At 70.3% G+C, this 26,161-nt stretch carries 23 protein-coding genes and 3 pseudogenes; 12 read left to right on the top strand and 14 right to left on the bottom strand.

The genetic code is table 11. The features are described 5' to 3' along the window. Nucleotides 1–36: 36 nt before the first annotated feature. A complete protein-coding gene (locus OG510_RS21635; protein WP_406138875.1) occupies nt 37–1,029 on the bottom strand; it encodes a WD40 repeat domain-containing protein in 993 nt (330 codons plus the stop codon). 44 nt (nt 1,030–1,073) lie between these two features. On the opposite strand from OG510_RS21635, the gene OG510_RS21630 reads away from it, so the two are divergent. The 3 genes from OG510_RS21630 to OG510_RS21620 all read left to right on the top strand — a co-directional run bounded on the left by OG510_RS21630 (nt 1,074) and on the right by OG510_RS21620 (nt 3,565). Further along, nucleotides 1,074–1,895: a GDSL-type esterase/lipase family protein gene (locus OG510_RS21630; protein WP_406138873.1), complete on the top strand. Its 822-nt coding sequence runs from the start codon at nt 1,074–1,076 to the stop codon at nt 1,893–1,895. 123 nt (nt 1,896–2,018) lie between these two features. Continuing rightward, on the top strand, nt 2,019–3,080 hold the full coding sequence (locus OG510_RS21625; protein WP_406138872.1) for an ADP-ribosyltransferase: 1,062 nt from the start codon (nt 2,019–2,021) through the stop codon (nt 3,078–3,080). An 86-nt stretch (nt 3,081–3,166) separates the two neighbouring features. After that, nucleotides 3,167–3,565 carry a hypothetical protein gene (locus tag OG510_RS21620; protein WP_406138870.1) on the top strand — a complete coding sequence of 133 codons (399 nt, stop codon included), beginning with the start codon at nt 3,167–3,169 and terminating at the stop codon, nt 3,563–3,565. A gap of 107 nt (nt 3,566–3,672) precedes the next feature. On the opposite strand, the gene OG510_RS21615 is transcribed toward OG510_RS21620, so the two are convergent. From OG510_RS21615 to OG510_RS21605, 3 genes are all read right to left on the bottom strand, one after another. Continuing rightward, a complete protein-coding gene (locus tag OG510_RS21615) occupies nt 3,673–4,701 on the bottom strand; it encodes a 2-dehydropantoate 2-reductase (protein WP_406138869.1) in 1,029 nt (342 codons plus the stop codon). 146 nt (nt 4,702–4,847) lie between these two features. Then, nucleotides 4,848–5,360 (bottom strand): DinB family protein, encoded by a 513-nt coding sequence (locus OG510_RS21610; RefSeq protein WP_406138868.1) that lies wholly within the window; start codon nt 5,358–5,360, stop codon nt 4,848–4,850. Nucleotides 5,361–5,396: 36 nt separating this feature from the next. Further along, nucleotides 5,397–6,362: an aldo/keto reductase gene (locus tag OG510_RS21605; RefSeq protein WP_406142475.1), complete on the bottom strand. Its 966-nt coding sequence runs from the start codon at nt 6,360–6,362 to the stop codon at nt 5,397–5,399. 792 nt (nt 6,363–7,154) lie between these two features. Between OG510_RS21605 and OG510_RS21600 the strand changes: the two genes are divergently transcribed. Further along, a complete protein-coding gene (locus OG510_RS21600) occupies nt 7,155–7,829 on the top strand; it encodes a hypothetical protein (protein ID WP_406138866.1) in 675 nt (224 codons plus the stop codon). A 15-nt stretch (nt 7,830–7,844) separates the two neighbouring features. On the opposite strand, the gene OG510_RS21595 is transcribed toward OG510_RS21600, so the two are convergent. Continuing rightward, nucleotides 7,845–8,375 carry an NUDIX domain-containing protein gene (locus OG510_RS21595; protein ID WP_406138865.1) on the bottom strand — a complete coding sequence of 177 codons (531 nt, stop codon included), beginning with the start codon at nt 8,373–8,375 and terminating at the stop codon, nt 7,845–7,847. An 89-nt stretch (nt 8,376–8,464) separates the two neighbouring features. Between OG510_RS21595 and OG510_RS21590 the strand changes: the two are divergent. Continuing rightward, nucleotides 8,465–8,608, top strand: a pseudogene (locus OG510_RS21590) (LLM class F420-dependent oxidoreductase); the annotation flags it as partial. Nucleotides 8,609–8,635: 27 nt separating this feature from the next. On the opposite strand, the gene OG510_RS21585 reads toward OG510_RS21590, so the two are convergent. Further along, nucleotides 8,636–9,112 carry a nuclear transport factor 2 family protein gene (locus tag OG510_RS21585; RefSeq protein ID WP_406138863.1) on the bottom strand — a complete coding sequence of 159 codons (477 nt, stop codon included), beginning with the start codon at nt 9,110–9,112 and terminating at the stop codon, nt 8,636–8,638. 68 nt (nt 9,113–9,180) lie between these two features. Next, a complete protein-coding gene (locus tag OG510_RS21580) occupies nt 9,181–10,020 on the bottom strand; it encodes an alpha/beta fold hydrolase (protein WP_406138861.1) in 840 nt (279 codons plus the stop codon). Nucleotides 10,021–10,311: 291 nt separating this feature from the next. Here OG510_RS21580 and OG510_RS21575 point away from each other — a divergent pair, with 291 nt between their 5' ends. Both OG510_RS21575 and OG510_RS21570 read left to right on the top strand, forming a co-directional pair. Continuing rightward, nucleotides 10,312–10,593: a hypothetical protein gene (locus OG510_RS21575; protein WP_406138859.1), complete on the top strand. Its 282-nt coding sequence runs from the start codon at nt 10,312–10,314 to the stop codon at nt 10,591–10,593. 183 nt (nt 10,594–10,776) lie between these two features. After that, the gene (locus OG510_RS21570) at nt 10,777–11,772 is read left to right on the top strand and encodes an aldo/keto reductase (RefSeq protein WP_406138857.1); all 996 of its coding nucleotides are present in this window, start codon (nt 10,777–10,779) and stop codon (nt 11,770–11,772) included. A 132-nt stretch (nt 11,773–11,904) separates the two neighbouring features. Here the strand turns inward: OG510_RS21570 and thpR are convergent, their stop codons facing one another. Next, nucleotides 11,905–12,450 carry an RNA 2',3'-cyclic phosphodiesterase gene (gene thpR / locus OG510_RS21565; protein ID WP_406138855.1) on the bottom strand — a complete coding sequence of 182 codons (546 nt, stop codon included), beginning with the start codon at nt 12,448–12,450 and terminating at the stop codon, nt 11,905–11,907. 165 nt (nt 12,451–12,615) lie between these two features. On the opposite strand from thpR, the gene OG510_RS21560 reads away from it, so the two are divergent. Both OG510_RS21560 and OG510_RS21555 read left to right on the top strand, forming a co-directional pair. Further along, nucleotides 12,616–13,185, top strand: a complete 570-nt coding sequence (locus OG510_RS21560; RefSeq protein ID WP_406138853.1) for a Uma2 family endonuclease — start codon at nt 12,616–12,618, stop codon at nt 13,183–13,185. Nucleotides 13,186–13,203: 18 nt separating this feature from the next. Further along, a pseudogene (locus tag OG510_RS21555) lies at nt 13,204–13,757 on the top strand (Uma2 family endonuclease). A 165-nt stretch (nt 13,758–13,922) separates the two neighbouring features. On the opposite strand, the gene OG510_RS21550 reads toward OG510_RS21555, so the two are convergent. After that, complete coding sequence (locus tag OG510_RS21550) at nt 13,923–15,251, bottom strand: MFS transporter (RefSeq protein WP_406138851.1); 1,329 nt, start codon at nt 15,249–15,251, stop codon at nt 13,923–13,925. 54 nt (nt 15,252–15,305) lie between these two features. Further along, nucleotides 15,306–15,743 (bottom strand): MarR family winged helix-turn-helix transcriptional regulator, encoded by a 438-nt coding sequence (locus OG510_RS21545; RefSeq protein WP_164266716.1) that lies wholly within the window; start codon nt 15,741–15,743, stop codon nt 15,306–15,308. A gap of 134 nt (nt 15,744–15,877) precedes the next feature. Between OG510_RS21545 and OG510_RS21540 the strand changes: the two genes are divergently transcribed. Next, complete coding sequence (locus OG510_RS21540) at nt 15,878–16,060, top strand: ribbon-helix-helix protein, CopG family (RefSeq protein WP_164266715.1); 183 nt, start codon at nt 15,878–15,880, stop codon at nt 16,058–16,060. 28 nt (nt 16,061–16,088) lie between these two features. Here OG510_RS21540 and OG510_RS21535 read toward each other — a convergent pair whose 3' ends face one another. After that, nucleotides 16,089–17,540 carry an NCS2 family permease gene (locus OG510_RS21535; RefSeq protein WP_164266714.1) on the bottom strand — a complete coding sequence of 484 codons (1,452 nt, stop codon included), beginning with the start codon at nt 17,538–17,540 and terminating at the stop codon, nt 16,089–16,091. 184 nt (nt 17,541–17,724) lie between these two features. On the opposite strand from OG510_RS21535, the gene OG510_RS21530 reads away from it, so the two are divergent. Next, a complete protein-coding gene (locus tag OG510_RS21530; protein WP_406138848.1) occupies nt 17,725–18,045 on the top strand; it encodes a DUF2530 domain-containing protein in 321 nt (106 codons plus the stop codon). Between the two features lie 133 nt (nt 18,046–18,178). After that, nucleotides 18,179–20,728, top strand: a complete 2,550-nt coding sequence (locus OG510_RS21525) for a cation-translocating P-type ATPase (protein WP_406138846.1) — start codon at nt 18,179–18,181, stop codon at nt 20,726–20,728. A 63-nt stretch (nt 20,729–20,791) separates the two neighbouring features. Here the strand turns inward: OG510_RS21525 and OG510_RS21520 are convergent. The 3 genes and pseudogenes from OG510_RS21520 to OG510_RS21510 all read right to left on the bottom strand — a co-directional run bounded on the left by OG510_RS21520 (nt 20,792) and on the right by OG510_RS21510 (nt 26,086). After that, a pseudogene (locus OG510_RS21520) lies at nt 20,792–21,655 on the bottom strand (DUF5707 domain-containing protein). 112 nt (nt 21,656–21,767) lie between these two features. Further along, the gene (locus tag OG510_RS21515; protein WP_406138844.1) at nt 21,768–25,007 is read right to left on the bottom strand and encodes a sacsin N-terminal ATP-binding-like domain-containing protein; all 3,240 of its coding nucleotides are present in this window, start codon (nt 25,005–25,007) and stop codon (nt 21,768–21,770) included. Between the two features lie 170 nt (nt 25,008–25,177). Then, the gene (locus OG510_RS21510; RefSeq protein ID WP_406138842.1) at nt 25,178–26,086 is read right to left on the bottom strand and encodes an NmrA family NAD(P)-binding protein; all 909 of its coding nucleotides are present in this window, start codon (nt 26,084–26,086) and stop codon (nt 25,178–25,180) included. Between the last annotated feature and the right edge of the window lie 75 nt (nt 26,087–26,161).

Raw genomic sequence — 26,161 nt, 5'->3', positions numbered from 1 at the left:
GCCCCACCCGTGGCGCCCGCCTCACTGCGGTGCATCTCACCTCCGCCGTCCGCCGAACAGCCGCTTCGCCCCCATGAACAGCAGGAACAGCACGGCGAAGACCCCGATCCCCCACGCCGTCGGAGAGCCGCCGGAGCCGTCGGCTCCCGTGTCCGATGAGCTTTCGCTCCCGGACGACGACGTACCGCCGCCGTCCGATCCCTTCGGCTTCTCCACGGGGAAGCGCAGCACCCGGCTCTGTGCACCCTCGGAGCCCATCATCAGCGCCGATCCGTCCGGTGTGTACGTCACCGACTCGGCCTGCCCCTGGAACGGCACGCCCAGCTGGTGCTCGGTGCCGAGTCCGCCGCCCGGCTTCCAGTCGTACGACTCCGCCCCCAGATAGCCCCGCAGTGTGAGCTGCTTGCCGTCCGGCGAGAACGCGCCGTCGGTCACCCACGGCACCTTGTCGATACGCCGGAAGACGTTGGTCTTCGACGCCGACAGCTTCTCGGGCCCCACGTACAGACCGCCCTTGGTCTGGTTCTTCGACGCGATGTAGACGCGGCCCGTCTTCGGGTGCACCATCAGCGCCTCCGCGTTGCGCGGCCCGTCGGCGTACTTGACGGTGAACTGCGTGGCCCTGACCGTCTCTTCCTTCTTCAGCTGCTTCGGCTCGGGGAAGCGGTAGATCCAGACGTGGTCCCAGCTCCCGTCCAGGTTGTCGCCGATGTCACCGACGTAGATGTCGCCGTCCGGCCCGATCGAGATCGCCTCGACATCGCGCGGCGCCCCGACCCCGCGCATCGTGACCCGGGCCACGGTCTGCCCGGTCTTCGAGTCCACGGCGTAGACGTACGGGCCGTCGCTGCTGTCGTTGTGGGTCCAGTAGATCCCGGGGTGGAGCCGGCTGGCCGCCAGCCCGCTGGACTCCGTGATCCGTGGATCCTTGATGGTGAAACCGCCGTCGTCCGCGGCCGCCGGCACAGCCGGGACAAGGGCGAACAGGACGGTGGCCGCAGCCCCGGCGACGTACTGAAGCGAACGCATGCCCCCAAGATTGCCACCCCCGTCCCATCGGCGATGATGACAGGATGCGTCTGAGGATGATGTTCGTCGGTGACTCGATGACCATAGGCCGCGCCGGCGACTACACCTGGCGCTACCGCATGTGGCAGCACCTGGGCGACAGCTGCGAGATCGTCGGCCCCCGCACCACGCTGTACGAGCCGGACGCGGAGCCGGGCACGGAGCCAAGTCCCGCGCCGGGTACGGCGTCGAGCGCCCAGCCGCACACCGCCGAGCCGCACGCCGCCCAGCCGCACATCGCCGAGCAGCACACCGCCCGGCCGGGCACGGCGTACGCGGACCCCGCCTTCCCCGCCGAGGCCCGCCGCCATCTGTCCGGCTGGGGCGAAGGCTGGCAGCACATGGCCCCGGTCATCCGCGAGACCGTCGCCGCGCACCGGCCCGACCTGCTGCTCGTCTCCCTCGGACTGATAGACCTCGGCTTCTACACGGACGCCGGACAGACCGCCCGCAACGCCCGCCGCTTCCTGGCCGAGGCGCGCGAGGCGAACCCGCACATCCGGGCGGTGATCCTCCCGGTCATCCCGAACATCCGCGCCGAGACGGACGCGCCGTTCGCCGAGGAGGTCGCCCACTTCAACGTGCTGCTGGCGAAGACCCTCGCCGACCTGGACGAACCGCGCTCACCGCTGCTGCTGGCCTCGCCGCCCCCGTCGTACGACATCCACACCGACACGTACGACGGGACGCACCCGAACCAGAGCGGCGAACGGAAACTGGCGCGCGCCTTTGCGGAAGCACTGCAGCAGGGCTGGGGCATCGGCGGTCCTTACGCGCCGGAGGGAAACCCACCAGCCGTACGGGGCACAGCCGTCGCGGCCCTGTGACTTGCCCTCGGGCTTGGCCCAACGGACCTGGACAGCGGTGATGACCGAGGGTTCTCATGGGAGCGCCGTATCCGGTCTCGGGCGCCTCCCTGGGACCCGCCGAACTTTCCCGAGGACCGCACAATGCGCGAACGCAAGGAGCGGACGTCCAGCACCGCTCACCCCCGCACATCCGCCGTCACCGCACAGCGAGCCAGGGTGACCGCATCGGCCGAACACCTGGCATCGGCCAAGCCCTTCGCCTCGTCGAAGCCGATGACGGCCGACGCCATGCGGACCCTCCAGCGCACCGCGGGCAACGCGGTGGCCTCCCGCCAACTGGCCGTGCAGCGGGCCCCCGGAGTGGGGGACGCCTGGGACGACTCCAAGGTGTTCAAGGACCCCAAGGACGCCATCAAGTACGGCAGAAAAGTCTGGGGCGGCGCCCTGGACCAGATGAGCGGTCGCGAAGAGGAAGCGCTCAGGGACTACACCAACGAGCCCAAGAAGGACTTCCAGCTCGGCTATCCCACGTACCGGGAGACCAACAAGTACCTCCGGGGGCAGTTCGTCGAGAACGCCGGCAAGCACGGTATCGACGACGTGAAGGCTCATGTCAGGAGGCTCGGCCGGGCCCTTGAGACGCAGCCGATTCCTCACAACGTCATCGCGACGCGCGGTTGCAACTTCCTCCCGGACGGTATGGCGAAGTCGCCCTGGCGGATGGAGGGGCGCAAGTACACCGAACTCGGGTTCCTCTCCACGTCGCTGGGCCCGAGGCCCGTAGCCCCCTACGACCAGGAACCGTTCATCTTCCGGTACCGGATCCCCGAGGGCACGCCCGCCATGTGGATGGAGTTCATCTCGCACTTCGGCGCCGGCGAGATGGAACTGCTCCTCAAGAACGACTCCAGGTACCGGGTCGACAAGGTCACGCCCTACCAGAACAAGTACGGCGAGGAACAGTGGTACATCGACGCCACCATCCTGGTCCGCCCGGAGAACGTCGCCGCGGCGAAGGCCAAGACGGCGGCGAAGGAAGCGGCCAAGAAGGGCGGCGGCGGGGGCGGCAAGTACGCCTCGCACGGCGGCTCGCAGTACCCGGCGGGCTCGTCGCACGGCAAGGGATCGCTGTACGCAAGTGACCAGGCCCAGAAGCACTCCAGCAAGCAGTCGAGCAAGTACGCGAAGTACGACGCGTACTGACCCATACTGGGCGCATCAGGACGTGGGCGCGTACGACAGTGACGCGTTGAAGACGCACGAACAGGGACGGACGGCAAGCAACCACCATGAGTGACGGGCAACGACGCAATCCGAGGTTCGAGGAGCCGCTCTCCTTCACCCCCGTGCCGGGCGGCCCGGAAGACTACGCGAACACGGCCGACGGCCCGGTGCGGTACGTGGAGGTCGTCGACGGCAAGGGTCTCCTCGGCTACCTCTGGTTCCAGGACGCGGCGGACGCCGCCGACTTCATCCCCTGCAAGAGCCGGGGTGTCGAGTCGCGGAGCGCGGCCGTGCAGTGGGGCCGGCGGTTGCGCGTCCACAAGGAGAGCGGCCTCACCCCGGCCCAGGCGATCGCCGGCCTGGCCGCCGAGGCACCCGCCGAGACCGCAGGCCGGGTCGCCCCGGGCGAGCCGGCCGAATCCGCGAGCGAGTCCGCGCTGCGGGAGCTGGCCGCAACCAAGTAACCGGGCCGGTGGCGTGGGCCGGGCGGCGGCGTGGGCCGACCGCCCGGCCCACGACCGTCTGCTACACGACCATCTGCTGCACGGACTCCGCTATCTGACCGTCTGCTTCACGGCTGACGCAGCGTGTGCAGCAGCTCCGGGCCGGGCCAGGCGCGACGGCCGCCCGGGCGTTCGGCCTCGTGCACCAGGGCCATGAGCCGGGCGTTGACCGGTGCCGTCAGACCGTGCCGTTCGGCCAGGGCGACGACCTCGCCCTGGAGGCCGCCGATCTCCGTCGCCCGGCCCTGCTCCAGGTCGTCCCACATCGAGGACCGCGCCTGCGCGTCCACCTGGAGGCTCGCCGCGGCGATACGGCGGAACAGGGCGTCGGGCAGCCGCAGAATCCATGGCATGAGCCGGGCCGGTACGGGACCGAGCCGGGCCGGCCGGACCCCCGCCGCGGCGAACGCCGCCAGCGCCTCCTCCTGGCACAGCGCGAGACATGACCGGTACGGGCGCGCGCCCAGCTCTTCCCGCAGTGGCAGGCCGGACAGCGCGTTCACCGCGTTGTTGAGGTTCATCAGCAGCTTGGCGTGCTGTACCTCAGTCATGTCGTCGCGCGGCTCGACCGGCAGCCCGGCGGCCGTCAGCGCCGCCACGAGCGGGGCCGACGCGGTGCCGCCGTCGAGCATCAGGGCGCCGCCCGTGCCCTGGTGGAAGGTGTCGGGCGCGGTCCGCGCGACGTTGTACGGCACCATCCCGGCGAGCACGGTGACGCCCGGGAGTTCGTTCCGCAGCAGACGGGTGTTGTGCAGCCCGTTCTGGAAGCTGACGACGACGGCGCCGGGGCGGAGCCGGCCGGCCAGTTCCCGTGCGGCCGACACCGTGGCGGCGGACTTGACGGTGACCAGGACGCAGTCGGCGTCGGCCACCGCGTCCGGCTCCGTCGTGAGCGCAAGCCGGTCCCGGGGAACGCGGACGGGTGGGCGGCCGCCGCCACTGAGCGTCAGCCCCTCGTGCAGCGCGTCCAGCACGGAGGGCCGGCCGATCAGTGTGACGTCCGCGTGCTGCGCGAGGTGGCCGCCGAGGTAGCAGCCGATGCTGCCCGCGCCGAACACCGCGATCCGCGGCCGCTGATCGCCTGTGGGGTGAGGCATGTCGGCATCGCTCCTGGTCCGCAGTGGTTACCCGAAAGTAGGCGGGATTGGCCCGGGGAGCAAGGGCTCCGGGAGCAACGGGCCTGGGCGCAAGAGGCCCGGGCCCGGCCTCCGCACCGCCCCCTCAAGCGCCCGCGCTGCCCGCCTCAGACACCCGTACTGCCGTCGATCCGCTCGCGGATGAAGTCGGCGTGCCCGCCGTGCCGGGCGTACTCGCCGATCATGTGCGTGTAGATCCACCGCAGGCTCACCTCGCCGCCCCTGAACGGAGCGGTGTCGTCCAGCGACCGCGAGGCGCAGTGGGCACGGGCCACGCCGATCTCGTCCTGCCAGGTCTTCCTGACCGTCTCGAACGAGCGGTCTTCGGTGACGACGAACCCTTCGTCGCGCCCCTGCTGGTCGGCCTGCTGGGTGTAGAGGGGTGGCGCGTCCTCCCCCGCCAGCACCCGGCGGAACCAGTTCCGCTCGACCTCGGCCAGGTGCTGGACGAGCCCCAGCAGCGTCAGCGGCGAAGGCGACACGGAGGCCGTGCGCAACTGCTCCTCCGTGAGGCCCTCGCACTTCGTGGCCAGCGTGGCCCGGTAGAAGTCGAGCCAGCTCTCCAGGGTCGTGCGCTCGTCCGCGGTCAGGGGCGGCATCGGTCGTTCAGTGCTCGTCATACCCCCAGCCTGCCAGCAGGGTCCGACAACGGGGCCTCAGGCGTAGAAGTTCCGCTGCCACCGGTGCTTCCCCAGTACGGCGAGCTGGTCCGCGGTCAGCGTCCGTCCGTCGCTGACGGCCGTGTTGCGCTCCACGTTGCGTACGGTCCGCATCCCGGGAATGACCGTGGAGACCGCCGGTGAACTCAGGACGAACCGCAGCGCGGTCTCCGCCATCTCGTCCGGCGCGATGCCGAGATCGGCGACGATCGCCGCCACGCGCCGCTCGACCTGGGCCGGGCGGTCACCGCGGAAGTAACGGTTGCGCCAGTCGTCCTCGGGAAACGTGGTGTCCGCGGTGATACGGCCGGTGAGGCCGCCCTCGTCCAACGCCACCCGCACGATGACGCCGACGCCGTGCTCCTCGCAGGCCGGCAGCAGCGCGGCGGCGGGCGCCTGGTCGAAGATGTTGTAGATGACCTGCACGCTGTCCACGGCCCCGCTGCGCACGAGCGCGAGGGCGTTGTCGGGATCGTGGTCGTTGACAGAGACACCGAACAGGCGGATCTTCCCCTCCTGCTTCAGCGCGGCGATGGTCTCCAGCCAGTCGCCCCGGCCGACCCAGTCGTCGCTCCACACATGGAACTGCAGGAGGTCGAAGTGGTCCAGGCCGCTGGTGCGCAGGCTGGTGTCCAGGGTCCGCCGGATGTGCTCACCCGAGAACGCCTCGGCCGGGTCGAGACCGAAGGGCGGCGGCCAGACCTGGTTCTGGGGCGGCACCTTGGTCGCGACGAGCACCTCGTCACCGGCGCGCTCACGGACGACACGGCCGACGATCCGCTCGCTCTCGCCGTACCCGCGCGCGGTGTCGATGAAGTTCACCCCGAGGTCGATCGCCCGGTGCAGGGCGCGGACGGACTCGTCCTCCGTGGCCCCCACCCAGCTGGACGCACCGATGCCCCAGGCGCCGTAACCGATCTCGGACACGGACAGTCCACTGCGTCCCCATGCGCGGTATCGCACCATCATCCCCAACGTCGTGGTCTTGAACGGATTGATCGAACCCAGGCAGCAGGCTGAAATCACTGAGACGGTAGGCGACTTGAACGGCGACCGCAGCCACTTTTCACAGCGGCCGACCAACGCCGCCGGTCAGCCGGTGGATGAGTCACACCCTCTTCCGTGGTTTGTCAGAGGCGTGTCACAGAGCATGGCCTCCCCTGGGACAGCGGTTGCTGGTGTGATCAAATGCAAACGCCCCGGGAAACCTCCGGAGCGCACCGGCGCTGTGTGCGGTCCGGCCGTACGGACGCACGGCCGCACGGCCGCACGGGGCGCGAGACGTATCGCGTACGTCGCACCTCCCGGTCCATGCCGCCGCGCCCCGGACCGCAAGGCGGAATCGTGCGGCGCCCCGCATCCAGCACCACGGCGGCCGTGCGCCTTCCGGCGTACGAGCCCTCAGGCGAAAGGGAGCGAACAATTCACAAGACCTTGAAGAAGGCCGCAGTCGTCGGCGCGAGCATCCTGGCGTTCTCCGGCGTCGCCGCAGGAGTGGCTCAGGCGACGCCCCGGCAGGGCGCGGACATCTACTAGCGGACATCCACCAGGGGAACGGCACCCTTCAGGACTGCACCGACCCGGGCAACGCTTTGCAGAAGCACGGGAAGATCGTGGGCTTCGCCTGCACGGAGGACCAGGGCGGCAAGACCTACGAACTCACCCCGTCCTACACCGACCGATCCCCTCCGTACCCCTGCGGCCCGCCCGCAGGAAGCCGACCAGGACACCCCACGCGTAAGGAAGTAGACAGTCATGGCACGACCAGAGTCCCGCAAGAAGGTCATGGGCTGGGCCGCTGCGGCCACCCTGCTGACGGCGGCGCCGCTCCTCGCGGCGTGCTCGGGCGATGCGCACGCACACTCCTCTTCCGCCTCGCACGACAGCAGCAGCCCCTCCCCCAGCGCATCGGACAACTCCGGCGCATCGGACAGCTCCGGCGCTCCGTCGGACGGCGGCTCCGGTGCACAGGCGGACGACCAGTCCACTGTGTCCTCCGCCGTCGGCGCCTGGGTGGACGCGGTCATCCAGCAGGACGCGAAGCGGGTCTGCCGGCTCTCCTCCGTGCCGGGCAAGGGCTCGGAGCCGCCGAAGGCCACGACCCCGCAGATGTGCGACGCGTCGACCACGCAGCAGATGGCTGTCGGCCTGAAGTCCATGAGCAAGGCGTTCACACCGAAGAACGCCTCCGGTCGCCCGAAGGTGAAGGTCGACGCGCCCACCCCGCAGGGCGACAAGGCGGTCGTCCCGGCGGCCAAGGTCATGATCGACGGACAGCCGCTGCGGAAGATCCTGCTGTCCCGCTCGCACAATGTGGACCCGAAGACCTTCACGTTCAAGGCGGAAGCGGACAAGATCAACGGGAAGTGGTACGTCGGGGACTCCGACACCGACAGCGGTACTCAAACGCTCAAGCCTCGGACGCCCTGACGAAGAAGCCACGGGTCACAACGGACCCTGATTCCCCAGCAGGCGCCTGACCTGAGAAGCCCCCAGGGACCCGTACCGGTCATACGCCTCGCGGGCGTCCGGGACGAAGCCCTCGCGGCCCACCAGGTCGGCGAGTTCGGACTCAGTCACCCAGTAGGGCCCGGCGACTTCGCGCGCGTCGGGCCGTACGGGTGTCGTGACGACGACCTCGTGCAGCCCGAGCCAGTACGGGCTGATCGCCCCGGAGCACAGAAACTTCAGCACGAAACGCGGAGCGGCCCGTACACCCAGCTCCTCCGCCAACTCCCTCGCCGCAGCCGCTTCGTACGACTCGCCGACCCCGACGGCCCCACCGAGCATCCAGTTGAACTGCCCCGGGAAGCGCGAAGCGTGCTCCGGGCGGCGGTGCACGAGGATCCGGCCCTCGCCGTCCCGGCACACGATCGTCGCGACACGGTGCGGCCATCCCCGCCGAATCGCCTCCGCCCGGTCGACAACGGCCACCACCCGGTCCTGTCCGTCGACCCGCTCCACCAGTTCGCCCATGGCGCCACGATGACAGAGGACTGCTCATTCACCCGCCCCGCGTGGGTGTGGATTCCGCGTCCTCCAGGACCGCACAGCTCAGGGCGCGGGACACGGAATCGATACGCCGACGCGTTCAGCAGCACCTCGATGCGGGCGCCGACCACGTGTGCCTGCAGGTGCTCACAGCTGATCCGGCCGCGCTGCCGGATCATGAGTGGCGAGAGCTGGCACCTGCCCTGATGCCCCGTTGATTCATCAGTCCGTGATCCACAGACTCCTCACGCCCCCGCCGTCCGGGTAACCCCCGGCAGATCAGGTGGCGTTCCCGTGGTCCAGGTCACGGCGATGTTCAGGTGCGCGATGCGCCAGCCGTCCGGCGTACGCCGCAGCTCGGCCCGGAAGACGCCGCCCACCGTGAAGACGGGCTGGGCGTCCGCGCCCCGTGCTTGCAGGGTCGAGTCGTGGTGCACATGCCTCATCAGGGCGTTCCATGACGCCGTGTTCCTTCCCGAAGCGGCGTCGGTCCTGACCAGGACGTCCGAAGACATGTGCTGCGTACGGGCGTAGCGCTCGATCGCCTCCTGTGTGTGCTGCTCGATCTCGCTGCCCCGGGACGTGCCGAGCGGGGTCACCGTCCGCACGTCGTCGGTGAAGTAGGCACGGGCCCAGCCCTCCGCGAACTCCCGGTCGTCCAAAGTGCGGAAGTAGGCGCTGATGAGTGTGGTGATTTCGACGTAATCCGCTTGGTTCGTCATGGTGCGATCTTTTCCCCTCAACCACGCTTGAGGTCAACACCATGCGCCGCGCCGCACCGCGCGCCGCGTCAGCTCGGCTGCTGCCGCTGGATGAAGGCCAGCAGCGCGGCCGTGAGTTCCGCGGGGGCGTCCTCCTGTACGAGGTGGCCCGCGCCCGGGATCGGTTCGAGGCGTGCGCCAGGGATGCGGGCGGCGAGTTCCCGGCCCTTCGTCGCGGGGATCCAGGTGTCTTCCTCGCCCCAGCACACCAGTGTCGGGACGCCGATCTCGCCGTACCGGCCCTGCACCTGGTCGGTGTAGCGCTCGTCGGCCTGGGCGATCTGCCGGTAGAAGGCGCCCTGGCCGGGGTCACCGAGCCACGGCTGCACCAGGCGGTCGAGGACGGCCGGGTGCAGTCCGGGGCTGCTGGCGGAACTCACGTACTCGCGCACCAGGGCCTGGTGGAGCGCGGGCGGCAGTTGCCCGAAGACCTCGGCGTGTGCGCCGACCAGCCGGAAGAACGGGGAGCCCCACGGCGCCAGCGCGACCGGGTCGACCAGGGCGAGCGCGCGGTAGCGGGCGCCGTGCAGCAGATGTGCCCGCAGCGACACAGCACCGCCGAAATCATGGGCCACCACGAGCGGTTCGTCCAGCCCCCAGTGGGCCAGCAGTTCGGTGAAGACCCGGCCCTGGGCGGCCAGCGAGACATCCTGACCGGCCGACATCTCCGACGCCCCGTAACCGAGCATGTCCCACACGAACACCTGGTGGCGGCGGGCGAGTGCACGGGCGACGGCGCGCCAGACGTACGAGGAGAAGGGCGTGCCGTGGAGGAGGACGACCGGATCGTGGTCCGGTGATCCCAGATGGTTCCATCGAATATCGCCCGAAGTGCTGCGGAATGTCTCGGGCAGTCGCCATTCACTCACTGTGTGGTCCCTCTCTCCTGCACCCCAGCACAACCGCCCACCACCCACCGGCAGGGGCACTTCAACTCACAGGTCGCAGGAGTACCTTGAGGCAGCTCCCGGCGCAACGACCCGCCCCCGCCGCCGGGTGTTCCTTCACACAACGGCCGGGCCCCGAGGGGCCCATGGGCACCTTTCCGGCGCCTTTCGGGCACCGCAGCGGCAGCGAGAGGCGGGCCCCCCTTCGCACCGAACCCATGTGCGGATAGTGTGAACAGAATGCGAGTTCACTGATCCAACTGTGAGGAAAGCATGGGGAAGGCCGAAGAGCGCAGCACCCTCTACCACGAGTTCCTCAGACTCGCGGGACAGGTCGAGCGGCTCCTGACCACCGACCCGGCACAGACAGCCATGAACCCGGACGAACTGGCGCGCTGGAAGAAGCTGAACCGCGAGCCGGAGGCGAAGACCGTCCTCCACCGCCGCGACTCTCTGCTGATGCCCGGCTGCATACCCCTGTCCGACACCCTCCGCGAGTGGAACGCCCACGCAAAGGAAGTACTCCGGACCGCGCCCCAGCAGCCCGCACGCTGAAGCGACCTTCCGACGACCGCCCTGGCGGACCGGCACCCGGCCGCCCGCCTGCGCACGCCCTGGCGGCCCCGGCGCACCCGGCCGCCCGTCTGCGACTGCCCTGGCCCCGGCACGCAGTCGCCCCACCCCGGATGGCCCGCGCGTCCTTGATTCGAGCACACTCCAAGCGGTTGGCTGAGGCCCATGAAGTACACGCAGCTTGGACGCACCGGACTCAAGGTCAGCCGACTGGTCCTCGGCACGATGAACTTCGGGCCCCAGACCACCGAGACCGACAGCCACACGATCATGGATTCCGCGCTGGACGCGGGCGTCAACTTCTTCGATACCGCGAATGTCTACGGCTGGGGCGAGAACAAGGGCCGGACCGAGGAGATCCTCGGCACCTGGTTCGCCAAGGGCGGTGAGCGGCGCGACAAGGTCGTGCTCGCCACCAAGATGTACGGGAACATGGGCTCCTCGCCCGAGGCGTGGCCCAACCACGACAAGCTCTCCGCGGTCAACATCCGCCGTTCCGTCGAGGCTTCGCTGAAGCGGCTCCAGACGGATCACATCGACCTCTACCAGTTCCACCACGTGGACCGGAACACTCCGTTCGAGGAGATCTGGCAGGCGATCGACGTCCTGATCCAGCAGGGCAAGGTCCTCTACGCCGGCTCGTCGAACTTCTCCGGCTACAAGATCGCGCAGGCGAACGAACTGGCCGCCCGCCGCGGCTCGGTCGGGCTCGTCAGCGAGCAGTGCATCTACAACCTGATGGAGCGCCGCGCGGAGATGGAGGTCATCCCGGCCGCGCAGGAGTACGGCCTGGGGGTCATCCCGTGGTCGCCGCTGCACGGCGGGCTGCTCGGCGGGGCGATCCGCAAGGAGCGGGACGGCAGCACAGGGCGCAGCTCGTCGGGCCGTTCGGCGGACGCGCTCGCCGACCAGGCCGTACGGGCGAAGATCCAGGCGTACGAGGACCTGCTCGACAAGCACGGTCTCGCACCGGGCGAGGCCGGTCTGGCCTGGCTGCTGACCCGGCCGGGTGTGACGGGCCCGATCGTCGGTCCGCGTACGTCCGACCAGCTGGATTCGGCGCTGCGCGCGATCGATCTCGAGCTGCCGGAGGCGGTGGTGTCCGGGGTCGAGGAGATCTTCCCCGGTCCTGGCCCGTCACCGGAGGCGTTCGCCTGGTAGGCGGCTCTCAGCGCCGCACGCGGGCGGCCGCCGTCACTGTCCGACGGCGGCCGCCACCGCGACGACGACGAACAGCAGCACGAGCACACCGGCCATGATCCGGTTCCTGGTTTTCGGGTCCACGCTCCGAGGTTACTTGCCGGGCCCCAGCGGCCAGGCGGCGACCACCTCGTACCGTGGCTGCCGCCCGCTCCGCACAAGCGCCAGTTCCCGCACGGCCCACGGGCTGCTCACGAAGCCGGCCAGGGCCTCCGCGTACGGGCCGAGTCCGGTGCGGCCGTCACCGCGGGCGAGGGTGAGATGCGGCACGTACGGGTGCTCACGCCCCACCGGTACGCCCGCCTCCGCCGCAGCCGCCTCCACCCCGGCGGCCAGCCGCCCCGCCGCCTCCACGCCCCCGCCGGCGCCCGCCCACAGCGCCCGGTCCCCGAACCGGCCGCCACCGGCGATACGCAGCGGGAAGGCCGCGTACTCGCCGGCGGTGAGCGCGAGCCGCGCCTCCAGGGCGGGGACGAGAGCGTCGTCCACCTCGCCCAGGAAGGCGAGCGTGAAGTGCCAGCCGGACCGCTCGGTCCACCGCAGCTGCCCGGCGCCGGGCAGCGCCCGCGCCCGGTCGACCAGCGCCCCGAGCTGAAGGACCGCCTCCTGCGGGGGCAGCAGCGCCACGAAAAGCCTCATGCGGACCAGTGTCCCGGGTCACGCGGTACGTCCGGGTCACCTGGACGTACCGCGTGACCGGTGGCGGATGGGCCAGTGGCCCGTTTCCGGCGCATCCCGGTCACCGTGCGTATCGTTGTACCGCGCGACTGCCCGCACCCTGCGGCAGTGGGGAGGAGCGCCACCATGACCGTCGTCGACGACAGGATCGAGATGGCCGACAGTCTGGACCTGCTCTTCGAGCAGGTGGAGTCCGTCCCCGAGGGCTACCACGTAGAGATTGTCGGGGGAACCATCCACATGTCGCCGCAACGGGACGCGCACTGGCAGATCATCCGCAGGATCGTGCGGGCGCTGGAGGACGCATACGGGATGGACGTCAAGGTCACCTCCGACGTCCGCATCGACTTCCCCGGCCATCTGAACGGCTTCGCCCCCGACGTGGCGAAGTTGCGGGCCGACGCGACGAAGGACGCGCGGGGGCGCTGGCGCTACCAGGACGTCGAGCTGATCGCCGAGGTGATCTCGGAGGGCACGGCCGCCAACGACTACGGTCCGAAGAAGGCCGCGTACGCCGCCGCCGAGGTCCCCGTGTATCTGATCGCGGACCCGTACTCGGGGGCCTGCCATGTCTTCACGTACCCGAAGGACGACGAGTACCACGGCACGGTCACGCTGGACTTCGGCTACCCCATCGACCTGACCGGAACCGCCGTCGGCCTCACCCTGGAGACCGCCGACTTCCCCCGCGACTGAGCCGACTGAAGGATCGCGATGGCCGACACCAGCGACGAGCGCACTCTGGACTCGATGTTCGAGTGGCTTGAGCCGACCCCCGAGGGATTCAAGGTCGAGATTGTCGGGGGGAACATTTTCATGTCACCGCAGCGCGACACGCACTGGGACATCATCGCGGATATCTACGATCAGCTGCGCACCGTCTACCCCCGTCAGCGGGTGAAGTCCGATGTGCGTATCGACTTTCCCGGGCTGCTGAACGGCTTCGCCTCGGACGTCGTGGCTCTCGTGGAGGGGGCCGTCAAGGACGAGAAGGGCACTGGCGCTACCAGGACATCGAGTTCGTCGCCGAGGTGATCTCCAAGAACACCGCCGCCAACGACTACGGGCCCAAGAAGGCCACCTACGCCACCGCCGGTGTTCCCGTGTACGTCATCGTCGACCCGTACACCGGCAGGTGGCAGCTGCACACCCTGCCGAAGGACGACGAGTACCACGGCACGGTCACGCTCGACTTCGGCTACCCCATCGACCTGACCGGAACCGCCGTCGGCCTCACCCTGGAGACCGCCGACTTCCCCCGCGACTGAGCCTGAGCGGCCCGAGCAACTGAGCGGCCGAGCGACTGAGCGGCTGGGACCGGCAGCACAACACCGGCGGGCCGGGGCTTTCTGCCCCGGCCCGCCGGTGAAACCGCCCGCGCAGCCCGTGCCGCCCGTGCCGCGCAGCCCGTACCGTGCCGCGCAGCCCGCGGCTCACGCCGCCGTGGCGAGCTGTTCGCGCGGGACGAAGCCCACGTGCCTGCGGCCGCGCCTGAGGTCGACCTCCAGGCGGAGGTTGGCCGCGCGGGCCAGCATCAGGCCGACGCCCATCGCCGCCAGTGCGCAGATCGCGCCACCCAGCGTGAAGCTCACGCGGACGCCGTACGAGTCGGTCAGCCAGCCGAAGAGCGGGCCGCCCAGCGGTGTACCGCCGGTGAAGACCATCATGAACAGGCTCATCACGCGGCCCCGCATCTCCGGTTCGGTGCCCATCTGGACCGAGGAGTTGGCGGTGACGTTGACCGTCAGGCCCAGGATGCCGATCACCGTGATCAGCGGGACGAACATCCAGATCGACGGGGACCAGGCGGTGATCACCTGGAGAGCGCCGAAGGCGATCGCGGCTCCGACCAGGATGCGCAGCCGGGACGTGCCGCGCCGGGCCGCCAGCAGGGCTCCGACCAGCGAGCCGATGGCCATCAGTGTGTTGAAGAGGCCGTACATCCCGACGCCGCCGTGGAACGTGTCGTCGGCGAACGCGCTGAGCCAGATGGGGAAGTTGAACCCGAAGGTGCCCACGAAGCCGACCAGGACGATCGGCCAGATCAGATCGGGGTGCTTGGAGACGTAGTTCAGGCCCTCGCGGAGCTGGCCCTTGCCGCGCGGGGTGCGCTGCGTGTGGTGCAGCTCGCTGCTGCGCATCAGCAGCAGTCCGGTGAGCGGGGCGAGGAAGGAGAGGCCGTTGGCGAGGAACGCCCAGCCGGGGCCGACGGCCGCGGTGAGTCCACTCGCGACGGCGGGGCCGATGAGCCGGGCGGACTGGAAGTTCGCCGAGTTGAGGCTGACGGCGTTGCGGACCTGGTCCGGGCCGACCATCTCGGAGACGAAGGACTGCCGGGTCGGGTTGTCGATGACGGTGACCAGGCCGGTGAAGAAGGCGGTCACATAGACGTGCCACACCTGGACGTTGCCCGTGAGGGTCATCGCGGCGAGGAAGAGGCCGCCGATGCTCATCGCGCCCTGAGTGCAGAAGAGCAGCTTCCGCTTCGAGAAGCGGTCGGCGATGACTCCGCCGTACAGACCGAAGAGCAGCATCGGCAGGAACTGCATGGCCGTCGTGATACCGACGGCAGCGGACGATCCCGTGATGCTCAGGACCAGCCAGTCCTGGGTGATACGCGCCATCCAGGTGCCCGTATTGGATACGACGGCCCCGCTGGCGAACAGCCGGTAGTTACGGACCTTCAACGAGCTGAACATCGAGGTCCGGGTAGCAGTTTCTTGCGGTGCGGGGGCGGAGTCTGCTCCGGGTCCCGTACTCAACAGTGGTCGCCTCCTGGGCGTAGACAAGGTCACCGGGGCGACCGCGTACAAGGGTCAGAGCTGGGCGAGTTTCTCCAGGACGGGGGCAGCAGCGCGCAGCTTCTCCCAGTCGTCCTCGTTCAGCCCTTCGGCCAGCTCGGCCAGCCAGACGTTGCGGCGGCGGCGGCTCTCCACGAGCATCGCCTGCGCCTCCTCCGTCTGCCTGACGACCTTCTGTCTGCGGTCGTCGGGGTGCGGTTCGAGCCTGACCAGGCCCTTCGCCTCCAGGAGCGCCACGATGCGGGTCATCGACGGCGGCTGCACATGCTCCTTGCGGGCCAGCTCACCCGGGGTGGCGGAGCCGCAGCGGTGCAGGGTGCCCAGGACCGACATCTCGGTCGGGCTCAGGGACTCGTCGACGCGCTGGTGCTTGAGCCTGCGGCTCAGGCGCATCACGGTGGAGCGCAGTGAGTCGACGGCAGCAGCCTTGTCGGCGGGTGAAAGGTCAGGCATGTTCGTTAGCGTAACTCATTACCTATGCTAAAGACCAACCGAGTATGCCATCCGGTGAGCGACATCACCCGTACGAGTGAGACGAGGCGCGAAAGTGACGCGCGGCGGCCGTCGGGCAGCCGACCCTGGCGGGTATGGCATCGACTGTGCTCAGCCTGCGCATAGACGGGGAACTGCTCCACCGTCTCCGGAACCACGCCGCCAAACGCGGAATGAGCGTCCAGGACTATGTGGTCCGGACGCTCATTCGCGACGACTTCGACGAGCGGTTCAAGTCCGCCGTCGACGAGACGGAGAAGTTCTACGGGCGTACGTAGCCGCCCTGGCGCGGGGCGGCCACGGGCATCAGGTGAGGCCGAGAGCCGGCATCGCGTAGTAGAAGACGAAGACCGCCGACACGATGTACATCGCGGCCGGCACCTCGCGCCAGCGCCCGATGGCGATCCGCAGGACGGTGAAGGAGATGAAGCCGATCCCGATGCCGTTGGTGATCGAGTAGGTGAACGGCATCATCACCATCGCCAGGAACGCCGGAATCGCGATGGTGAAGTCGGACCAGTCGATGTCCTTGACCGAGCCGGCCAGGATCAGGAAGCCGACCGCGAGAAGCGCCGGGGTGGCCGCCTGCGAGGGCACCATGGTCGCCACCGGCGTGAGGAACAGCGCCACCGTGAAGAGCAGCCCGGTCACGATGCTCGCGAGCCCGGTACGTGCGCCCTCGCCGACCCCCGCGGTGGACTCCACGAAGCAGGTGTTGGCGGACGACGAGGTCGCACCGCCCGCCGCGACCGCGACGCCGTCCACGAACAGCACCCGGTTGATACCGGGGAAGGTGCCGTCCGGCCGCGTCAGCTTCGCCTCGTCGCCGACACCGAGGATGGTGCCCATGGCGTCGAAGAACGACGAGAGCAGCACGGTGAAGACGAACAGGATGCCGGTCAGCACGCCGACCTTGTGGAAGCCGCCGAACAGGCTGACCTGACCGACCAGGCCGAAGTCCGGCGACGCCACCGGGTTGCCGGGCCACTTCGGGGTGGTCAGACCCCAGTCGGGGACCGTGGCGACAGCGTCGACGATCACCGCGGCGATCGTCATCGCGACGATGGAGATCAGGATCGCGCCGGAGACCTTGCGGACGAGCAGCGCCAGCGTCAGCAGCACACCGACCACGAAGATCAGCACCGGCCAGCCGTGCAGATGGCCGTCCGAGCCGAGCTGGAGCGGCACCGTGGTGTGCGCGGCGTCCGGGACACGGGAGACGAAGCCCGAGTCGACCAGGCCGATCAGCAGGATGAAGAAGCCGATACCGATCGCGATGCCCTTGCGCAGGCTGAGCGGCACGGCGTTCATCACGCGTTCCCGCAGCCCCGTGGCGACGAGCAGCATCACGACGATGCCCGCCAGGACGACCATGCCCATGGCGTCCGGCCAGGTCATCCGGGGCGCGAGCTGGAGGGCGACGACGGTGTTCACACCGAGTCCGGCCGCCAGCGCGATCGGCACATTGCCGATGACGCCCATGAGCAGCGTGGAGAAGGCGGCGGTCAGCACGGTGGCGGTGACCAGCTGGCCGCCGTTGAGCTGGTGGCCGTTCATGTCGTGTGCACTGCCGAGGATGATCGGGTTCAGCACGATGATGTAGGCCATCGCGAAGAAGGTCGCGAAGCCGCCGCGGATCTCCCGGGCGACGCTCGAACCGCGCTCGGTGATCTTGAAATAGCGGTCAAAGGCATTCTGCGGCCCGCCGGATGGCGATGGTGGAACAGCGTCGACCGGAGCGGTGGCCGAGGGTGACATGCGCGCGACCTCAAATGTCATGTGATGAGAAACGGCCATATTTGGACGTTTAAACGAAAGGAACGAGCCAATCGAAAGCCGTTTCAGTATGAATACATAAGTCGAAGATCGCTATCTCCGCGCGTAGAGCCTTGGGCCACCTGGCCCGGCAACGGCCGGCGTTCCCCCGCATAGACTGTCGGCCATGGCGAAGTGGACACCCGTACATGAGGCACCCGAACCCCTGGAGGGGCCCGTCGTCGCCACCATCACCGGCGGCACGATCATCTGGTTCGTCCTCTTCGTGGTGCAGCTGCCCTTCTACGGCTGGTTCGACGACCACGGACACCTGTGGTGGCTCTGGACCTGCGCGGCCGGCGGCGCACTCGGGCTCGTCGGGGTCTGGTACGTACGGGGACGCGACGCGGCACTCAAGCGCGCGGCCGCCCAGGCGAACGCGGAGCAGGCGAACGCCGAGCGGACGGACGCCGAGCAGACGGACTCTGGACCGGACAGCGGCACCTGAGGAGACCCCCAGGGTCCGCCTCCGGGTCCGTACGGCCTCAGGACGAGCACCGTCCTGTCCCCTCTCCTCCCGAGGGCTGATCTTCCGGTATCTCACCGGGTAAACGTGCGGTTCTGGCCTTAACGTCGGATCCATGACGCAAGGGCCGTATATCGACGCGGGGGCCGAACTCGACCCCGTCCACCCCGTCGAGCTGCCGCGCCCCGCCCGGGCGACCGGGCTGACCACCGCCGAAGTAGCCGAACGAGTCGCCAACGGCCAGGTCAACGACGTCCCCGTACGGTCCAGCCGGTCCACCGCCGACATCGTCCGGGCCAACGTCTTCACCCGGTTCAACGCGATCATCGGTGTGCTCTGGCTGATCATGCTGTTCGTCGCGCCGGTCCAGGACAGCCTCTTCGGCTACGTGATCATCGCCAACACCGGCATCGGCATCATCCAGGAGCACCGCGCCAAGAAGACCCTCGACGGACTGGCCGTGATCGGCGAGGCCAAGCCGACCGTACGGCGCGACGGGACCGCGGACGAGGTCTCCACCTCCGACCTGGTCCTCGGCGACCTCATCGAACTGGGCCCGGGCGACAAGGTCGTCGTGGACGGCGAGACCGTAGAGGCCGAGGGCCTGGAGATCGACGAGTCGCTGCTCACCGGTGAGGCCGACCCGGTGCACAAGAAGCCGGGCGACCCGATGATGTCGGGCAGTTTCGTCGTCGCGGGCGGTGGGGCCTTCACCGCCACCCGGGTCGGCCGGGAGGCGTACGCGGCGCAGCTCGCCGACGAGGCGTCCCGCTTCACGCTCGTCCACTCCGAGCTGCGCAGCGGTATCTCCACCATCCTCAAGTACGTGACCTGGATGATGGTGCCGACCGCCGCCGGGCTCATCATCAGCCAGCTGGTGCACGAGCGGCACGACCTCAAGGACTCCATCGCCAGGACCGTCGGCGGGATCACCCCGATGATCCCCGAGGGGCTCGTCCTGCTCACCTCGATCGCCTTCGCCATCGGCGTCATCCGGCTCGGCCGCAAGCAGTGCCTGGTGCAGGAACTCCCCGCCATCGAGGGGCTCGCCCGGGTCGACGTGGTGTGCCTGGACAAGACGGGGACGCTGACCGAGGGCGGTATGAACGTCACCGGGCACCGGCTGCTGGGCGGGGCGGACGAGACGTACGTACGGCAGGTGCTCGGGGCGTTTGGCGCGTCCGACCCACGGCCGAACGCCAGCCTCCAGGCGGTCGTCGACGCCTACCCGGACACCTCGGGCTGGCGCTGCACCCGCGCGCTGCCCTTCTCGTCGGCCCGCAAGTACAGCGGGGCCGCCTTCGGCGAGGGCGACGGCGAGTCGTCGGCCTGGCTGCTCGGGGCGCCCGATGTGCTGCTGCCGGAGGGGGACCCGGCGCTGCGGGAGGTCGGCCGGCTGAACGAGGAGGGGCTGCGGGTGCTGCTCCTGGCACGCGCGGCGGGCAGCATCGACGACGCGGAGGGCGGCCCCGGGGACGCCGACGAAGACGACGGCGGCCCGGACAGGGATACGGGTACGGGTACGGGTACGGGTACGGGTACGGACAGGAGTACCGCTCCAGGCAGCGCAGGCAGCGCAGGTACGGTTCACGACCCCGTGACGGCCGGGGCGCGCCCCACCGCGCTGGTGGTGCTCGAACAGCGGTTGCGGCCCGAGGCGGCGGACACCCTGGCGTACTTCGCCGACCAGAACGTCGCCGCCAAGGTGATCTCCGGTGACAACGCGGTGTCGGTCGGAGCGGTGGCCGCGAAGCTGGGGCTGGACGGCGCCACCGACACCGTCGACGCCCGGCAGCTGCCCGCGGACCGGGAGGCGATGGCCGAATCCCTGGACTCCCACTCGGTCTTCGGCCGGGTCTCGCCGCAGCAGAAGCGCGACATGGTCGCGGCGCTCCAGTCGCGCGGTCACACGGTCGCGATGACCGGGGACGGCGTCAACGACGTACTGGCCCTCAAGGACGCCGACATCGGCGTGAGCATGGGATCGGGCTCGGAGGCGACGCGGGCGGTCGCCCAGATCGTGCTGCTCAACAACAGCTTCGCGACGCTGCCCTCGGTCGTCGCCGAGGGCCGCCGCGTCATCGGGAACGTCACCCGGGTCGCGACACTCTTCCTGGTCAAGACGGTCTACTCGGTGCTGCTCGCGATCCTGGTGTCCTGCTTCCAGATCGAGTACCCGTTCCTGCCACGGCACTTGACCATGCTCTCCACGCTGACGATCGGCATTCCGGCGTTCTTCCTCGCCCTGGCCCCGAACAAGGAGCGCGCGAAACCGCACTTCGTACGGCGGGTGCTGCGGTACTCGATCCCGTGCGGCACCATCGCCGCGGTCGCCACCTTCGTGGCGTACATGATCGCCCGGCACTACTACGTGGGGGCCGGGTCCCTGGACGCCGAGACGAGCGTCGCGACCCTGACCCTGTTCCTGGTCTCGATGTGGGTCCTGGCGATCATCGCCCGCCCGTACACGTGGTGGCGCATCTGCCTGGTGCTGGCGATGGCCGGGGCGTTCCTGCTGGTGATGGTGGTCCCGGCGCTCCAGCACTTCTTCGCGCTGAAGCTGGTGGGGGCGCCCATGCCGTGGCTGGGCGTGGCGATCGCGGCGGTCGCGTCGGTGGGCATCGAGCTGGTCTGGCGGTGGGTGGACCGCCGCTACCCGGGCTGAACCGGCGGGCACGCACGCCCGCAGCGCTGGATGCTGCCGCTGCGGGCGGGCCGGCGGGCGGTGCTACTTCACGTCGACGAAGTCACCGGTGGCGATGGCCGCCGGAGTCGTGGTCGTTCCGGCGAAGTTGTAGCGCCAGTAGCCGTCCTCGACCGCCTTGACGGTCGTCTTCAGGTTTCCGGTGCTGTTCGTCTTCACCGTCTTGAGGGTGGTGTAGGTGTTGCTGTTCTTCTTGCGGAACTGCAGCCTGACCGGCTGGCCGACGTAGCCCTGGTACTTGTACGTCTCCCAGTTGGCACGGGCCAGCTTGCCGGTGACCGTGATGGTCTTGCCCTTCTTCACCGGCTCGGGGGCCGCGTTGACCGTCTGGGTCGAAGCGCGCTGCACGTGCTGGGACTTGAACGCCGCGCTGTCGACCGAGCCGCCGTCCTTGGCGAGAGCGGCGGCGTAGACCTTCCACGTGCCGGCGAGGCTGTTCTTCTACAGGTCGTTCTGCGAGCGCGGGTCCACCTTGAAGGAGACCTTGCAGGTGGACGTGGTGGCGTTCACCTTGGTGCACTTGGAGACCTGGGTGGTGTTCTCGTCCACCTGCGGGCCCAGGTAGCCGTCGACGTCGGTGTCGATGTTGCTGCCGTGCCAGAGGAAGACGACAGCGTCCTGGATACCGGAGCTGTCGGTGGCCGTGACGCTCGCCGTGATGGTCTTCGCGACCGTGGTGCCGAGGACGATGTCCTTGCCGCCGTTCACGGTCACGCTGGTGATACGGGTGTCAACTGCGGCCCGGGAGAGGGCCTTCGCGCCGAAGGGCGCGGTCCTGAACACGGAGCGGGCAGCGCCCACGGCACCCACGCCATGAGCCCCGTCCGCCTGGGCGGCGGCCGGAACGACGAGAGCGGAGAGAGCCAGGGCGCCGGTGACGGCGGCCACGGTGGCACGTATACGGCCGGGACGGGTGCGCGGGGGACGAAGTCGGCCACATGGCCGCGCAAGGCGGCCCCGAGAGTGCAGACCGCCGGAAGGACCAGAACTCATCGGCCGCTCAGTCGAACCAGCGGTCCCGCTCCAGTTCCTCCGTGCGCGACGGGTCCTCGATCAGTGCCGCCACCTCGAAGCGGCGCGGCCACTGCCCCGCCGCCCAGGCGAGCCCCGCCGCCACCCCCTCCAGGGTGGCCGCGTGCAGCACCCCGTCACGGGTGCGGTGCCAGTCCAGTTCGACGCCGTTCGCGAGCAGCTCCTCGTGCTCGATGTACGTACGCGGAGTGCTCGGCCCGAGCAGCGCGCGGACCGCGTCCGGGACCTGGTGCTCGTCCCCCGCCGTCGTCACCTCGGCCTCCACGCTCTCGCTCAGCCGCCCGACCTGGAGCAGTTCGGCCAGCTCGGCCGCCCGGTCGGGGGCCACCGGGAGCAGCGCGGCCCCGGATGTGAGCGGGAGCAGGTCGGGGGCGTCGGCAACCAGCGCGTCGGCCGCGTCCACCACCCGTACCTCACCGTCCACCACAGCCCGCAACTCGTCAGGGAGCGTCACCTGTTCCGGGTCGAGCCGGGCCAGCTCGCCGTACAGCGCGTGCAGTTGGCGTGCCGACACCGCGCGGTCCGGGTCGGCCAGCCGGGTCAGCAGCTCGGCCGCGCCGCCCGGCTCGTCCAGCAGGGCGGCCACGGACGTCCGTACGCCCAGGGCGCGCAGCACCTGCTCGTCCTCGAAGCCGGTCGCGTCCGCCTCGTCGTAGAGACCGGCCAGCAGCGGGTCACCGCCCGCGGCCCGCAGCCCGGCCGGGCGCCGGCCGCCGAGCACCGGGTGGCCGCGCAGCCACCAGGCGGTGTACGAGCGTACGGATTCGGTCGTACCGTCCGGCAGCAGCACCCGCACCGGCTGGGTCAGGGCGTCCCGCAGCGGCGGGCGGGAGAGCAGTGCGAGGGCCTGCGGCCACTTGTCGTCGTCGACCAGTTCCAGATCCCGTACGGCGACGATCTCCGTCGCGACCGGTGGCACCGGGCCCTGCTCCAGCTGGTCCAGCACGTCCTCGCACCAGACATCCACCGCGTCGAGCAGCCCGGCGTCGTCCGGCTCGGCGAAATCGCCCTCGCGCGGTTCGAGTTCATCGGGGTCGAGGACGACGTCCGTGGTGCGGACCAGGGCGAAGGTGGCGAGCACCCCGCAGGCGGTCAGCGGCTGTTCGCCCCAGCGCTCGGCCAGTTCGGTGTCGCAGAGGGCCAGTTCGCCCTCGTGCATGATCTCGGCGAACGGGCTGCCGGGCAGCACCAGTTCACCGGCAGGCACGGTCTCGCCGTCCTCGTCGGGGAGGGCCAGCGCGGCGAGCCAGGGCTCGTCGCCGGGCTCAAGCTCCGCCTCCCGTACGAGCGCCAGCACCACATCGGCGAGGTCGTCGGCGCCCAGCGCCCCCTGGTCCTCGTCGTCGTACCAGATCTCCCCGGCGTCCATCGAGGCGGCGACCGCCGCCCGCACCTGCGGGGTCGTCAGGACCGCCCGCGGGGTGGCGGGCAGGGCGCCCAGCTTCTCCAGGAGGGGGTGCGCGGCGTCCGGGTGGGCGACCTTCAGGCCGAGGCGGGCCAGGTCGGCGGGGGTGTCGGCCAGCGGCAGCAGGACCTGCCGGGGGCCGACGGCGGTACGTCCCGACGCGAGCGGCACGGGCAGCCCCGAGAGCCGGTCCGGGTCGACCCCGGCCAGCGTCTCGTACAGCCGGCGCCACCAGGACGGTGCGCGTTCGGCGCCGCCGATCCGGTCGATGGCGTCGCCGAGCGGCAGCCGGCCGACGCCCAGGGTGCGCAGCTCGGCGCGGCGTTCGAGCCCGGCGGGCAGCAGCGTCGGCAGCACTTCGGCCAGCACCCGTACGGTGTCGTCGCCCGCACCCTCGACGACTTCGGCCTCGAAGGGGCGCAGGGCCTGGCGGCGCGTGCCGCTCTCCTCTTCGGATTCGCCGGTCACGTCCTCCAGGGGCGCGGCGGGCGCGAGGAACGCCACCCGGTGCAGCCGCTCCAGGATCGCGGCCCGCAGTGCGCCGTCGAGTTCGCCCTTGCCGAGCGGGCCGGGCACCAGGTCGATGGTGGCGACCGATACGGGCTCCCAGCCGCCGAGCAGCTCGGCGTACGCATCCGCCGCGCGCTGCACGAGGAAGTCCGTGAGCGGGCCCGGCGCGGGGTGGCGGCGGGCGGTGTCCAGCGGCAGCGAGGCGATGAGCAGCGCGGGCACACCGAGCGGTTCGTCGGTCGGGGTGGGCGCGTGGACGACGGGGGCGGTGCCGGGGCGCACGGGGGCGCCGTCGCCGTCGACCGGGACGGCCCAGGTGACCGACCAGTGCGGGCGCAGCCGCTCCTCGACGGGCCGGTCGGCGAGCAGGGCGCGCTCCAGCGGACCGTGGTGCGCGACGGTGCGCCAGCGGTGGATTCCGCCGCCCGAAGCGCTGTCGTCGATGTGGACGTACGCCCCGTGTTCCGAACGGGTCAGGGTGCGGACGCCGTCCGGGGTCTCGATCACGATCTCGGCGAGGCCGGGCAGGGTCAGCAGCAGCGCGTCGTCGACCGAGGCGACGAGCCGCCGGGCCAGGTCATCGGCGCCCGCGTCGCGCAGCGGGAGGATGACGACGGTGTCGTACCCGTCGGGGGCGGTGCCTTCGGCGGGCAGCGGGAGACGCAGCAGCGGTACGTGTCCCTCGCGGCGGCGCAGTTCGTCGGCGAGGCCGCCGGGTGCCGTGTCCGGCTGTCCGGCCGTGGTGCGGACCGCCGTACCGGATGACGTATCGGATGACGTATCGGACGCCGTACCGGATGCCTGGGTGCGGGCCGCTTCGGCCGCCAGCTCGCGGGCCTCGGCGAGTGACCACCGGACGCCGCCGTGCCGGCCGACGACCGCCGGCTCGTCGCTCACCGCGAGGACGGCGGCGAAGCCGACGCCGAAACGGCCGACGGCCGCGTGGGTGTCGGCCTCGGTGCGCTTGGCCGAGGCGCGGAGCGTACTCAGCGACTCGACGCCGGTGGCGTCCAGCGGGGCGCCGGTGTTGGCGGCGACGAGCACGGCGGGGGCGTCACCCTCGCCCGGCCGCAGGGTGAGCCGGAACCGGCCCGGCACGCCGGCGCGGGCGGCCGCGTCGGCGGCGTTCTGGGCGAGTTCGACGACGAGGCGGTCGCGGTAGCCGCCCAGCGCGAGATCCTCCTCGGCGTTGGCGTCCTCGCGGAACCGGGCGGGGGTGGTGGCCCAGGCATCGAGCACACCACGCCTCAGGCGTGCCGTCCCGAAGGGGTCGGCTGCGTCTGTCGCTTCCACGATCACGGCTTGTGCTCCTCTGTGGGGCGGGGTACGGGGACCGTCCCGGTCCCGGCTGAAGGTACCGCGTGCCGGGGGCGGCGAGGGGCGCGGGTGGGAGCACCCGGGGCGGGCTTGGCTTGTTCCCCTCCCCGGCCGGCCGTCTTTCCGTAACCCGGACCCCGCCGGCGTCAGGTCGCGGCCCGCAGATGCTCTCCGGCCCATTCGACGAAGGGGGTGAGGGGGATGCCGAGGGCCCGTGCGTATTCCGGACGGGCGGGCTGAGCGTGTTCGTTGATGTGCGCCTGCGCGAAGCCCATGCCGGGCATTCCGGCGGCACTCGCCTCCTCCTCGGTCATGTCGGGTGCCGTCAGCCCGGCCCCCAGACTGCGGGAGAGGATGTCGGCGATCTCCGCCATCGTCAGGACCTCACTCGCCAGCTCCAGCTCGACTCCGTCGAACCGCTGCGGTGCGGCGATGGCCGCGGCTGCGGCCCTGCCGATGTCGTCGACCGCCACGAGGGAGAGCCGGGTCGCGGGCTTCAGGAGGCTCACCAGGCCGCCGTCCACACCACGGGGGAACATGATCTTCTCGGCGGGGAGAAAGTTCTCCATGAAGTAGCCCGGTTTGATGAGCGTCCAGTGTGTGAAGCCGGCCGTGCGCACCCGGTCCTGGATGCCGGCCTTCGCGGTGTAGTACGGCTCCATCCAGGCCCAACGGCCCCTCACCCAGTCGACATGCCGGCCGGCGCCGGAGACGGAGCTGTGCACGAACTGCGGTACCCCGGCAGCCCGCGCGCCCTCGATCAGGTGGACGGCCTGGGCCACCTCGCCCTCGAAGCCGCGTCCGTCCATGTCGGGCATCTGGACGGAGAAGACGGCGCGGGTTCCCTCGGCGGCGCGGGCCACGGAGCCGCGGTCGTCGAGGTCGCCGGTGACCAGCTCGGCACCCAGCGCCGCGACGGCCCCGGCCCGCCCGGTGCCCGGATCACGGACCAGCGCCCGGACGGGGATGCCCGCCGCGAGCAGGGCGCGGGCGGTGGCGCCGCCCTGCCTGCCCGTGGCACCAACAACGAGTACTGGCTGGGATTCTGACGTCATGATGCCCCTCGGCCGGTCGCGGACAGCTAAGTGGCGAGGCCCGCCACTTACCTTTCGGTACGATACGGAGGGCCC

The sequence above is a fragment of the Streptomyces sp. NBC_01089 genome, assembly GCF_045162975.1.
Classification (GTDB): domain Bacteria; phylum Actinomycetota; class Actinomycetes; order Streptomycetales; family Streptomycetaceae; genus Streptomyces.
Note: the sequence above shows the minus strand (reverse complement) of the source record. Positions and strands in the feature narration are given on the sequence as shown.

What these genes read in the sequence shown, in the direction of transcription:
- OG510_RS21635 (WP_406138875.1), bottom strand. Translation starts at nt 1,029, where the DNA reads ATGCGTTCGCTTCAGTACGTCGCCGGGGCTGCGGCCACCGTCCTGTTC.
- OG510_RS21630 (WP_406138873.1), top strand. Translation starts at nt 1,074, where the DNA reads ATGCGTCTGAGGATGATGTTCGTCGGTGACTCGATGACCATAGGCCGC.
- OG510_RS21625 (WP_406138872.1), top strand. Translation starts at nt 2,019, where the DNA reads ATGCGCGAACGCAAGGAGCGGACGTCCAGCACCGCTCACCCCCGCACA.
- OG510_RS21620 (WP_406138870.1), top strand. Translation starts at nt 3,167, where the DNA reads ATGAGTGACGGGCAACGACGCAATCCGAGGTTCGAGGAGCCGCTCTCC.
- OG510_RS21615 (WP_406138869.1), bottom strand. Translation starts at nt 4,701, where the DNA reads ATGCCTCACCCCACAGGCGATCAGCGGCCGCGGATCGCGGTGTTCGGC.
- OG510_RS21610 (WP_406138868.1), bottom strand. Translation starts at nt 5,360, where the DNA reads ATGACGAGCACTGAACGACCGATGCCGCCCCTGACCGCGGACGAGCGC.
- OG510_RS21600 (WP_406138866.1), top strand. Translation starts at nt 7,155, where the DNA reads ATGGCACGACCAGAGTCCCGCAAGAAGGTCATGGGCTGGGCCGCTGCG.
- OG510_RS21595 (WP_406138865.1), bottom strand. Translation starts at nt 8,375, where the DNA reads ATGGGCGAACTGGTGGAGCGGGTCGACGGACAGGACCGGGTGGTGGCC.
- OG510_RS21585 (WP_406138863.1), bottom strand. Translation starts at nt 9,112, where the DNA reads ATGACGAACCAAGCGGATTACGTCGAAATCACCACACTCATCAGCGCC.
- OG510_RS21575 (WP_406138859.1), top strand. Translation starts at nt 10,312, where the DNA reads ATGGGGAAGGCCGAAGAGCGCAGCACCCTCTACCACGAGTTCCTCAGA.
- OG510_RS21570 (WP_406138857.1), top strand. Translation starts at nt 10,777, where the DNA reads ATGAAGTACACGCAGCTTGGACGCACCGGACTCAAGGTCAGCCGACTG.
- thpR (WP_406138855.1), bottom strand. Translation starts at nt 12,450, where the DNA reads ATGAGGCTTTTCGTGGCGCTGCTGCCCCCGCAGGAGGCGGTCCTTCAG.
- OG510_RS21560 (WP_406138853.1), top strand. Translation starts at nt 12,616, where the DNA reads ATGACCGTCGTCGACGACAGGATCGAGATGGCCGACAGTCTGGACCTG.
- OG510_RS21545 (WP_164266716.1), bottom strand. Translation starts at nt 15,743, where the DNA reads ATGCCTGACCTTTCACCCGCCGACAAGGCTGCTGCCGTCGACTCACTG.
- OG510_RS21540 (WP_164266715.1), top strand. Translation starts at nt 15,878, where the DNA reads ATGGCATCGACTGTGCTCAGCCTGCGCATAGACGGGGAACTGCTCCAC.
- OG510_RS21535 (WP_164266714.1), bottom strand. Translation starts at nt 17,540, where the DNA reads ATGTCACCCTCGGCCACCGCTCCGGTCGACGCTGTTCCACCATCGCCA.
- OG510_RS21530 (WP_406138848.1), top strand. Translation starts at nt 17,725, where the DNA reads ATGGCGAAGTGGACACCCGTACATGAGGCACCCGAACCCCTGGAGGGG.
- OG510_RS21525 (WP_406138846.1), top strand. Translation starts at nt 18,179, where the DNA reads ATGACGCAAGGGCCGTATATCGACGCGGGGGCCGAACTCGACCCCGTC.
- OG510_RS21510 (WP_406138842.1), bottom strand. Translation starts at nt 26,086, where the DNA reads ATGACGTCAGAATCCCAGCCAGTACTCGTTGTTGGTGCCACGGGCAGG.